10 protein-coding genes are annotated in these 10,943 nt (G+C 55.9%); 7 read left to right on the top strand and 3 right to left on the bottom strand.

Translation table 11 applies throughout. The annotated features are described in order from the left end of the window. Window positions 1-78 precede the first annotated feature (78 nt). On the top strand, window positions 79-1,278 hold the full coding sequence (locus NNN71_RS13495) for an enolase C-terminal domain-like protein (protein WP_271458669.1): 1,200 nt from the start codon (window positions 79-81) through the stop codon (window positions 1,276-1,278). Window position 1,279: 1 nt separating this feature from the next. Here the strand turns inward: NNN71_RS13495 and NNN71_RS13490 are convergent, their stop codons facing one another. Together NNN71_RS13490 and srmB are read right to left on the bottom strand one after the other, a co-directional pair. Further along, on the bottom strand, window positions 1,280-1,999 hold the full coding sequence (locus tag NNN71_RS13490; protein WP_163448327.1) for a GntR family transcriptional regulator: 720 nt from the start codon (window positions 1,997-1,999) through the stop codon (window positions 1,280-1,282). Between the two features lie 58 nt (window positions 2,000-2,057). Beyond that, entirely contained in the window at window positions 2,058-3,392 is a 1,335-nt protein-coding gene (gene srmB / locus NNN71_RS13485) for an ATP-dependent RNA helicase SrmB (RefSeq protein ID WP_163448325.1), read from the bottom strand. A gap of 127 nt (window positions 3,393-3,519) precedes the next feature. On the opposite strand from srmB, the gene trmN reads away from it, so the two are divergent. Beyond that, complete coding sequence (gene trmN, locus NNN71_RS13480; protein ID WP_271458668.1) at window positions 3,520-4,260, top strand: tRNA(1)(Val) (adenine(37)-N(6))-methyltransferase TrmN; 741 nt, start codon at window positions 3,520-3,522, stop codon at window positions 4,258-4,260. Here trmN and nadB read toward each other — a convergent pair. Continuing rightward, window positions 4,245-5,864 (bottom strand): L-aspartate oxidase, encoded by a 1,620-nt coding sequence (gene nadB / locus NNN71_RS13475; protein ID WP_163448321.1) that lies wholly within the window; start codon window positions 5,862-5,864, stop codon window positions 4,245-4,247. The two genes, trmN and nadB, sit on opposite strands and share 16 nt — an antisense overlap. A 417-nt stretch (window positions 5,865-6,281) precedes the next feature. Here nadB and rpoE point away from each other — a divergent pair, with 417 nt between their 5' ends. From rpoE to lepA, 5 genes are all read left to right on the top strand, one after another. Beyond that, window positions 6,282-6,857, top strand: a complete 576-nt coding sequence (rpoE, locus tag NNN71_RS13470; protein WP_064543429.1) for an RNA polymerase sigma factor RpoE — start codon at window positions 6,282-6,284, stop codon at window positions 6,855-6,857. Between the two features lie 31 nt (window positions 6,858-6,888). Continuing rightward, complete coding sequence (gene rseA, locus NNN71_RS13465; protein ID WP_163448319.1) at window positions 6,889-7,536, top strand: anti-sigma-E factor RseA; 648 nt, start codon at window positions 6,889-6,891, stop codon at window positions 7,534-7,536. Beyond that, the gene (gene rseB, locus NNN71_RS13460) at window positions 7,536-8,489 is read left to right on the top strand and encodes a sigma-E factor regulatory protein RseB (protein WP_163448318.1); all 954 of its coding nucleotides are present in this window, start codon (window positions 7,536-7,538) and stop codon (window positions 8,487-8,489) included. Before rseA ends, rseB begins: the two co-directional genes overlap by 1 nt. Then, window positions 8,486-8,962 carry a SoxR-reducing system protein RseC gene (gene rseC, locus NNN71_RS13455; RefSeq protein ID WP_271458667.1) on the top strand — a complete coding sequence of 159 codons (477 nt, stop codon included), beginning with the start codon at window positions 8,486-8,488 and terminating at the stop codon, window positions 8,960-8,962. Before rseB ends, rseC begins: the two co-directional genes overlap by 4 nt. Window positions 8,963-9,133: 171 nt before the next feature. After that, a complete protein-coding gene (lepA, locus tag NNN71_RS13450) occupies window positions 9,134-10,933 on the top strand; it encodes a translation elongation factor 4 (RefSeq protein ID WP_271458666.1) in 1,800 nt (599 codons plus the stop codon). Window positions 10,934-10,943 lie beyond the last annotated feature (10 nt).

Here is a 10,943-nt window from a genome sequence, read left to right as displayed (position 1 = left end):
ATAAAAAGGTTTACCGAACGCCGAAAATAGAGTGAAGATAATGGCAATCCTATTATTATTTTCCACAGGGAGCCTTCTGTGAAACCTACGCTGATTACTGCGATAGATTGTTTTATCACGCGTCCGGACCGCCACAACCTCGTGACGGTACGGGTGACGACCGACAACGGCACCATTGGTTACGGCTGCGCCACCTTCCAGCAACGCCCGCTGGCGGTAAAGACGATGGTCGATGAATATCTGCAACCGCTGCTGGTGGGGCGTGATGCCAACAATATCGAAGATCTCTGGCAAATGATGAACGTCAACGCCTACTGGCGCAACGGCCCGGTCATGAACAACGCCATCTCAGGCGTGGATATGGCGCTGTGGGATATCAAAGCAAAACTGGCCGGGATGCCGCTATATCAGCTGCTGGGAGGAAAATCGCGCGATGCGATTGCCGCATACACTCACGCCAGTGGTGAAACGCCGGAGGAACTGTTTGTCTCCGTGGATAAGCTGCTGGAGCAGGGGTATCGCCATATTCGCTGCCAGCTAGGCTTTTACGGTGGGACGCCGCGCGAAATGCAAACGCCGGAAAATCCGACGCCGGGAGCCTGGTTCGATCAGGATGAGTACGTTCGCAATACGGTAGAAATGTTCCGTCTGCTGCGCGCGCGTTACGGTCATCGTTTCCATATTCTGCATGATGTCCACGAGCGACTCTTCCCGCAGCAGGCGCTCCAGATGGCAAAGCTGTTGGAGCCTTATCAGCCGTGGTTTATTGAAGATATTTTACCGCCACAGCAGAGCGCGTGGCTGGCGCAGATTCGCCAGCAGACCTGCGTGCCGCTGGCGATGGGGGAGCTGTTTAATAATCCGGCGGAGTGGCATGACCTCATCGTCAACCGGCAAATTGATTTTATTCGCTGCCATATTTCGCAGATTGGCGGCATCACCCCGGCCCTGAAGCTGGCGGTGCTATGCCAGGCCTTTGGCGTACGTTTGGCGTGGCATGGTCCGGGCGATATGACGCCTATTGGGGTCGCGGTGAATACGCATCTCAACATTCATCTGCACAATGCCGCGATTCAGGAGTTTATTCCGCGTTCCGCCGCCACGGATGCCGTTTTCCCCGGCGCGCCAGAGGTGAAAAACGGCTTTATCTATCCGCCGACGGAGCCGGGTATTGGCGTGGGCTTTGACGAGGCGCAGGCGCTGGCGCATCCGGTCGTTTATCGCCCGCATGAGTGGACGCAGAGCCGCCTGCCGGACGGCGCGATACACACGCCGTAGGCTAGCTCTGCGGCTGCTGGCGAAAAGCGAGATTGTCGCGATTATGGGGGATGACGTAGGTGCAGGAGTAGTTGATATCGACGATGTCGCTTATCTCATAAACCTGCCCGCCGTCGAGGATCCCCCGATTGTTGATGTGCATGGCCGGGCTGCCTTTTTTACAGCCCAGTAGCGCAGCCTGCTCGCGGCTGACGCTAATCGCCCGATAGCTGGTGAGCAGGTGGGAGATGGGATAACCTTTTTCCAGCACGTACTGCTGAAGCGAGCGTTCAATCACCTCCTGGTTAAGGTCACTGAACATCGCCGCAGGCATCCGTGAGACCTCAATCTGGGTGGCGATATCATCGACGAAACGCAGGCGGCAGAACTGCCAGATAAAATCATCGTCGGTCAGGCCGAAAATCTGCCGGTCCTCCCGCTCGGGCCGTTTCTTGTGCAGGCTGATCATCCGGTAACGCATTTGGTCAAAGCGTTTTTCGGTAATTGAGTTATAGACCAGCGGATTGCCTCGCGTTTGCTCGTTAATCCAGATGCCAGAACCCTGCACGATGCGCACCACGCCAATGCTTGCAAGCTTTTCCAGCGCCTGGCGAATGGTGAAGCGCGAGACGCCGTACTCCTCGGCCAGCTGGCGCTCCGGCGGCAGCTTGCGCGGCCCATCGCCAGGCTGTTGGTAAATTTTGCTGAGGAGATCCTGAGTCACGAACTCTTTTTTCTTCATGGCCGCTGTCCCTTACTCTTCAATATAAAAACGCCGGGAACATGTCCCGGCGTTTGTTTTACTCTTCGGTGCTCTTTTCCGCTGCACCGGTACCGCTCGGCTTGCGGCGCTTGCCAACGTTTTTGAGATCGCGGTGACGTACCTTCACGCGCGGTTTTTCTTTATCTTTCTCTTTTTTCTTCTCGGCACGTTTCGCCAGCACTTTCTTCGACGGTTTGCCGGTCATCTTCTCGCTTGGCGCTCGCGTAGTGGGGCGCAGCCCGTCGATGACCCGCGCTTTCAGCTGTTCTTCGATATAGCGGCCAATCTTCAGCAACAGCAGATGATCGTGCGTTTCAACCAGCGAAATCGCCGTGCCTTTACGGCCCGCGCGGCCGGTACGGCCAATGCGGTGCAGGTAGGTATCGGCGCCGCGCGGCATATCGAAGTTAATCACGTGGCTGACGTCAGGGATATCGATCCCGCGCGCTGCGACATCCGTCGCAACCAGCACATTCACGCGGCCATCGGTCAGACGTTTGATACCTTCGTTACGCTTAATCTGCGGCATTTCGCCTTCGAGATAGCAGTTGTTGATCCCGGCCAGACGCAGCGTTTCCGCCAGCTCATGCACGCGCTCGCGTTTGCGCACAAAGACGATGGTACGGGTGGCGTCTTCCTGCTTGAGCAGGTGCTTGAGCAGCTCAACTTTGTGCTCATAGTTGTCGGCACGGTAGTACCACTGGTGAATCTTCTTGCGCTCGCGGGTGGACGGCGTCGCGGAGACTTCCACCGGATCTTCCAGCAGACGCTCGGCGAAGTCTTTAATTGCTTCGCCTTCCAGCGTCGCGGAGAACAGCAGCGTCTGTTTGCGCCAGCGGGTTTCTCCGGCGATGTGTTCGATATCCTGGGCGAAGCCCATGTCCAGCATGCGGTCGGCTTCATCGAGGATCAGCGTCTCAACGGCGCGGCAGTCGAAGTTTTCTTCTTTGATATACTGCAGCAGACGGCCTGTGGTGGCGACCACGATATCCTGGTTTTCGCTGAACACTTCGGCGTGGTTCATATACGCCACGCCGCCAGTAATGGTGGCGATGTCCAGATGGGTGTTTTTCGCCAGTTCGCGGGCATGGTCAGCGACCTGCATTGCCAACTCACGCGTTGGCGTGAGGATCAAAATACGCGGCGGGCCGGATTTTTTACGCGGAAAGTCGAGCAGGTGCTGCAACGCAGGCAGCAAATACGCCGCTGTTTTACCGGTGCCGGTTGGCGCAGAACCGAGAACATCACGTCCATCGAGCGCAGGCGGAATGGCGGCAGCCTGAATGGCAGTCGGGCGTGTAAAGCCTTTACTCTGGAGGGCTTCCAGCAGGCTTTCGTCAAGTTCAAGTTCGGAAAAAGTCGTTACAGTCATGATTACCTCTGTGTGAGGCGCTGATTATAGACGTTACGGCTGTAATCTTCATCTGTTTGTATGGCTATCTGTTCTCGGGTATTGTTCATAGCCGAATGCTTATGTGGATTGGCCTGCAAGGTTACTTATGACGTCTGATTCTAAATCCGCGCTGCGCCGCAACGGATTTACCTTTAAAAAGTTTTTTGTTGCCCACGACCGCTGTGCGATGAAAGTGGGCACCGACGGCATTTTACTCGGCGCCTGGTCGCCGATCGCCCGGGTGAGCCGAATCCTCGATATTGGCGCGGGAAGCGGGCTGCTGGCGCTGATGCTGGCGCAGCGTACCGAAGAGAACGTGACGATCGACGCCGTCGAGTTGGATGAAGAGGCGGCGGATCAAGCGCGGGAAAACGTGGCGGAATCGCCGTGGGCCGGGCGAATTGAGGTGCATACCGCGGATATCCAGCAGTGGGTTGCCGGGCTAACCACGCGCTACAACCTGATTGTCAGCAACCCGCCTTACTACGAGCAGGGGGTGGAATGCGCCACGCCGCAGCGAGAACAGGCGCGCTACACCACCACGCTCGACCATCAGGCGCTGTTGGCCTGTGCCGCGAATGCGGTGACTGAAGACGGCTTTTTCTGCGTGGTGCTACCGGAAAATATCGGCCAGACTTTTACCCAGCAGGCGCTGTCAATGGGCTGGCATTTACGTCTGCGCACCGACGTCGCGGAGACGGAAATGCGCCTGCCGCATCGCGTGCTGCTGGCTTTTTCACCGAAAGGCGGAGAGTGCTATAGCGACAGGCTAACGATCCGTGGGCCAGAGCAGCAGTACTCGGAAGGCTACACTGCGCTGACCCAGGCGTTCTATTTATTTATGTGAACCAGCGGCGAGAGCACCGATGGGCCGGATTCCGCGAGCAGTTCCGGGTAGTCCAGCGTGTAATGCAGCCCACGGCTCTCTTTACGCATCATCGCGCAGCGTACAATCAGCTCGGCCACCTGCACCAGGTTGCGCAGTTCCAGCAGGTTGTTGGAGACGCGGAAACGTGAGTAATACTCGTCCAGCTCCTGCTGCAACATGGTGATACGGCGCAGGGCACGCTCCAGCCGCTTGGTGGTGCGCACGATACCGACGTAGTCCCACATAAACAGACGCAGCTCGTGCCAGTTATGCTGAATCACCACCAGTTCGTCAGAGTTTTCCACCCGGCTTTCGTCCCAGGCGGGCAGTTTCTCCACCTGACGGGCGTACGGCATGCGCTTATGAATATCTTCCGCCGCCGACCAGCCGTAAACCAGGCACTCCAGCAGCGAGTTTGACGCCATGCGGTTCGCGCCGTGCAGGCCGGTATAGCTCACTTCGCCAATGGCGTACAGGCCATCCACGTCGGTGCGTCCATAGTCGTCGACCATCACGCCGCCGCAGGTGTAGTGCGCTGCCGGAACAATCGGCACCGGCTCTTTGGTGAGATCGATACCCAGCCCCAGCAGCTTCTCGTAAATCATCGGGAAGTGCTGGCGTACAAAGGCTTCCGGTTTGTGGCTGATGTCGAGGTACATGCAATCAACGCCGAGGCGTTTCATCTCGTGGTCAATGGCGCGCGCCACGATATCGCGTGGTGCAAGCTCGCCACGTTCATCAAAGTCCGGCATAAACCGGCTACCGTCGGGGCGCTTCAGATGTGCGCCTTCGCCGCGCAGGGCTTCGGTGAGCAGGAAATTACGCGCCTGCGGGTGATACAGCGCGGTCGGGTGGAACTGGTTAAACTCGAGGTTAGCGACGCGGCAACCCGCGCGCCAGGCCATGGCGATGCCGTCGCCGGAGGAAATATCTGGGTTGGTGGTGTACTGATACACCTTCGAGGCGCCGCCGGTAGCCAGCACTACGGACTTCGCCGAACAGGTTTCCACCTTCTCTTTATTACGGTCCCAGATCCACGCGCCAACAACCCGGCGGGTGCCCGGCAGGCCGACTTTATCCGACACGATAAGATCGACGGCATTACAGCGTTCCAGCACGCGAATATTCGGGTGGCTCATCGCTTTACTGACCAGCGTGTTCTCGACTTCGCGTCCGGTGGCGTCCGCCGCGTGCAGGATACGGCGATGGCTATGGCCGCCTTCGCGCGTCAGATGATAACTCTCTTCCCCATTAGCCTGGATTTGCGTATCGAACAGCACGCCTTGATCGATCAGCCACTGCACGCAGTGTCTGGCATTGCTGGCAACAAACGACACCGCCTGACGGTCACAGATGCCCGCGCCGGCAATCAGCGTATCCTCAACGTGTGATTCAATGCTATCCGTCTCGTCAAAAACGGCGGCAATTCCCCCCTGTGCATAAAAGGTGGATCCTTCGCTCATCGGGCCTTTGCTGAGGACAATCACGGAACTGTGCTCCGCAAGGCGCAATGCCAGCGAAAGCCCAGCAGCGCCGCTGCCTATAATCAATACATCACAGGAAAGTTCTGGAAGTGAGTTCATCTTCTTTGTTTAATTTACTAAACACGGTGATCGGAGATTAGCACTATAAAAGCGATATGTGCAGGGTTTTTTTACGTCAGGGTTATAATGGCTAAACATGCTGGCTGAAAAGGCGGCGTGGGCGAGGGCAAAAAATCTGAATAAAGCCAGGTGTTATCACCGCTATTTATGGTGAAATCAAGGCCGGGTTACGATACTCTTCACTGGATTTGCGTTTTTATTTCGCAACTTACACATCTGTTCACATCAGCAGACTTATAATGACAGACAATGAACGGCCTGCTGCGAAACAAAAAACAAAGCGTAACGGAACTTTACGAAAACCGGACACTCTAACCTTCTGCTTGCTCATAATGCAGTGTTGGAGTGGCATTCTGATTACGCATGGGAATAGGGTTTGGGGAGACATTACCTCGGATGAGCGAGCAGTTAACGGACCAGGTCCTGGTTGAACGGGTCCAGAAAGGAGATCAGAAAGCTTTTAACCTTCTGGTAGTACGCTACCAGCATAAGGTCGCGAGCCTGGTTTCCCGCTATGTGCCATCCGGCGACGTGCCGGATGTCGTACAAGAGTCTTTTATTAAGGCCTATCGTGCGCTGGATTCTTTCCGGGGAGATAGTGCTTTCTATACGTGGCTGTACCGCATTGCGGTGAATACGGCTAAAAATTACCTGGTTGCTCAGGGGCGTCGTCCGCCGTCCAGCGATGTGGACGCGAACGAGGCCGAAAACTTTGAAAGCGGCGGCGCTTTGAAAGAAATTTCGAACCCTGAGAACTTAATGTTGTCAGAAGAACTGAGACAGATTGTTTTTCGCACCATTGAAGCGCTTCCGGAAGATTTACGCATGGCAATTACCTTGCGGGAGCTCGATGGCCTAAGCTATGAAGAGATAGCGGTCATTATGGATTGTCCGGTAGGTACGGTTCGTTCACGTATCTTCCGTGCGCGAGAAGCTATCGATAATAAAGTTCAACCGCTTATCAGGCGTTGACGGAAGCGGGATACTGGAAAAGGTATTAGGCATGCAGAAAGAACAACTTTCCGCCTTAATGGATGGTGAAACGCTGGATAAAGAACTGTTAACTGAGTTAACACGTTCCACAGAGTTGCAGAAAACCTGGGAGAGCTATCACCTCATTCGTGACTCGCTGCGCGGCGAAACGAGTGAAGTCCTTCATTTTGATATCTCCTCTCGCGTGATGGCCGCCATCGAAAATGAGCCCGTTCGTATACCGACTGCGCCGCTCATTCCTGAAGCCCAGCCAGCACCTCATCAATGGCAGAAAATGCCGTTCTGGAACAAGGTCCGTCCATGGGCCAGCTCGCTCACCCAAATGGGCGTGGCGGCTTGCGTATCACTGGCTGTTATTGTCGGCGTTCAGCACTATAATGGGCAACCAGATTCCTCTCAACCTGAGTCACCGGTATTCAACACGCTGCCGATGATGGGCAAAGCCAGCCCGGTTAGCCTGGGCGTTCCTTCGGACGCGTCGGCGGGTAACGGCCAGCAGCAGGTTCAGGAACAGCGTCGTCGTATTAATGCTATGCTGCAGGACTATGAATTGCAGCGTCGCTTGCATTCAGAACAGCTTCAGTTTGAGCAGGCACAAACTCAGCAGGCTGCTGTTCAGGTGCCAGGCTATCAAACTTTAGGAACGCAATCGCAGTAATGAAGCAACTTTGGTGTGCCATGTCACTTGTGGCTGGTAGCCTGTTCTTCTCCGCAAACGCCTCGGCTGATGTATCGTCCGGGGCGTTGTTGCAGGAAATGAATCTGGCCAGTCAGTCACTCAACTACGAGCTGTCGTTCGTCAGCATCAATAAATCCGGCGTGGAATCGTTACGCTATCGTCACGTGCGTCTGAATGGTCAGCCGCTGGCGGAGCTGTTGCAAATGGACGGTCCGCGTCGCGCGGTGGTCCAGCGCGGTAACGAGATCAGCTATTTTGAACCGGGTCTCGATCCCTTCACGCTGAACGGCGACTACATTGTCGACTCCTTGCCTTCGCTGGTCTATACCGATTTCAAACGTCTGGCGCCTTACTACGACTTTATCTCCGTCGGGCGTACGCGTATTGCCGATCGCATGTGCGATGTGATTCGCGTTGTCGCGCGAGACGGCACGCGCTACAGCTATATCGTCTGGGTTGATTCCGAAAGCAAACTGCCGATGCGCGTCGATCTGCTTGACCGCGATGGCGAAACGCTGGAGCAATTCCGGGTTATAGCGGTCACCACCGGCGATCAGGTCAGCGGCACGATGCAGAACCTGGCGAAGGCTAATCTGCCGCCGCAGCTCTCTGTGCCGACCAACAACAATGTTGATCTGAATTGGTCCGCTGGCTGGGTGCCGCAGGGCTTTAAAGAGATTTCCAGCAGCCGCCGCACGTTGCCGAGCGTTGATAGCCCGGTCGAGTCGCGCCTGTTCTCCGATGGGCTCTTTAGCTTCTCAATTAACATCAATCGCGCCACAGCCAACAGCAGCGATCAAATGCTGCGTACCGGACGCCGGACGGTGAGCACCACGGTGCATAACCAGGCTGAAATCACCATCGTTGGCGAACTTCCGCCGCAAACCGCGAAGCGGGTCGCAGACGGTATTCAATTCAAGGGCGCGCAATGATTAAAGAGTGGGCCACCGTTATCGCGTGGGACAACGGCCTTGCGCAGGTCAGCTGCGATGTGAAAGCCTCTTGCAACAGCTGCGCCTCGCGCGCGGGCTGCGGCAGTCGGGTGCTGAATAAGTTAGGCCCGCAAACCACCCACACCATCACTGTACCGAGTGCGGAACCGCTGGTGGCGGGGCAAAAGGTCGAGCTGGGCATTACCGAAAGCAGCCTGTTGGGTTCCGCGATGCTGGTATATATGTCTCCGCTGCTCGGTTTGTTTGTGGTCGCAGCGCTATTTCAGGTGCTGTTCGGCACCGATATCGCCGCGCTGTGTGGTGCGGTGCTGGGCGGTGTCGGTGGATTTCTTATTGCGAAAGGGTTTTCACCAAGCCTTGCCGCGCGGCAAACCTGGCAGCCGGTCATCATCAGCGTGGGGCTTCCCCCCGACCTGATTCGCACGGCATCTTCATCTGAAATGAGCCAGTGATTACACTGGCTTTATTTTTTGGAACGCTCCTCGCAGGAAGCGCTATGCTTGCGGGAAGAGCATTTCCTGGTTGCGCGGTTGTAGTGTAGAATGCGGCGTTTTCGAACGACAACAATGTCAGGCTCCGTACCGCGGCCTCAAAGTATCCGTAAGGCATAAATATTTTAATATATGAAGAATATACGTAACTTCTCCATCATTGCACATATCGACCACGGTAAATCAACGCTGTCTGACCGTATTATTCAGATTTGCGGCGGCCTTTCTGACCGCGAAATGGAAGCCCAGGTTCTGGACTCAATGGATCTGGAACGCGAGCGTGGCATTACCATCAAAGCGCAGAGCGTGACGCTGGACTTTAAAGCGGCCGATGGCGAGACCTATCAGCTGAACTTTATCGACACCCCAGGCCACGTCGACTTCTCTTATGAAGTTTCCCGTTCTCTGGCGGCCTGTGAAGGCGCACTGCTGGTGGTTGACGCCGGGCAGGGCGTAGAAGCACAGACGCTGGCGAACTGCTACACCGCCATGGAAATGGATCTGGAAGTCGTGCCGGTTCTCAACAAAATCGACCTGCCTGCCGCCGATCCTGAGCGTGTTGCGGAAGAAATTGAAGATATCGTCGGCATCGATGCGACCGACGCTGTACGCTGCTCGGCGAAAACCGGCGTGGGCGTTACCGATGTACTGGAGCGTCTGGTGCGCGATATTCCGCCGCCGGAAGGCGATCCGGAAGGCCCGCTGCAGGCGCTGATCATCGACTCCTGGTTCGATAACTATCTGGGCGTGGTTTCGCTGGTGCGTATTAAAAACGGCACCATGCGTAAAGGCGACAAGATTAAAGTGATGAGCACCGGTCAGGTCTATAACGCCGACCGTCTGGGCATCTTTACGCCGAAACAGGTTGACCGCACCGAGCTGAAATGCGGCGAGGTAGGCTGGCTGGTGTGTGCAATTAAAGATATCCTCGGCGCGCCGGTGGGCGATACCCTGACCCAGTCGCGTAACCCGGCGGACAAACCGCTGCCAGGCTTTAAAAAAGTGAAGCCGCAGGTTTATGCCGGCCTGTTCCCGGTCAGCTCTGACGACTACGAAAACTTCCGTGACGCGCTCGGCAAGCTGAGCCTGAACGATGCCTCCCTGTTCTACGAGCCGGAAAGCTCAACCGCGTTGGGCTTCGGCTTCCGCTGTGGCTTCCTCGGCCTGTTGCACATGGAGATCATTCAGGAACGTCTGGAACGTGAATACGATCTGGATCTGATCACCACCGCGCCGACCGTAGTTTATGAAGTGGAAACCACGGCGAAAGAGACTATCTACGTCGATAGCCCGTCCAAGCTGCCGCCGCTGAATAACATCTACGAACTGCGCGAGCCGATCGCTGAGTGTCACATGCTGCTGCCGCAGGCTTACCTCGGTAACGTCATTACGCTGTGTATCGAGAAGCGTGGTGTGCAGACCAACATGGTTTACCACGGTAACCAGGTGGCGCTGACCTATGAAATTCCGATGGCGGAAGTGGTACTCGACTTCTTCGACCGTCTGAAGTCGACTTCCCGCGGCTATGCGTCGCTGGACTACAACTTCAAACGCTTCCAGGCGTCTGACATGGTGCGCGTTGATGTCCTCATCAACAACGAACGTGTCGATGCGCTGGCGCTGATTACCCACCGCGACAATTCCCAGAGCCGTGGCCGTGAACTGGTTGAGAAGATGAAAGATCTGATCCCTCGCCAGCAGTTTGATATCGCGATTCAGGCGGCCATCGGCACGCATATCATCGCGCGTTCAACGGTGAAGCAGCTGCGTAAAAACGTTCTGGCGAAATGCTACGGTGGCGATATCAGCCGTAAGAAAAAGCTGCTGCAAAAACAGAAAGAGGGTAAAAAGCGCATGAAGCAGATCGGTAACGTCGAACTGCCGCAGGAAGCGTTCCTCGCCATTCTGCATGTCGGTAAAGACAATAAATAATCTCTAAGGA

The sequence above is a fragment of the Kluyvera sp. Awk 3 genome, from assembly GCF_028069715.1.
Taxonomy (GTDB): domain Bacteria; phylum Pseudomonadota; class Gammaproteobacteria; order Enterobacterales; family Enterobacteriaceae; genus Kluyvera; species Kluyvera georgiana_A.
The sequence above is the reverse complement of the archived record's forward strand: the minus strand, read 5'-3'. Positions and strand labels throughout refer to the sequence as shown.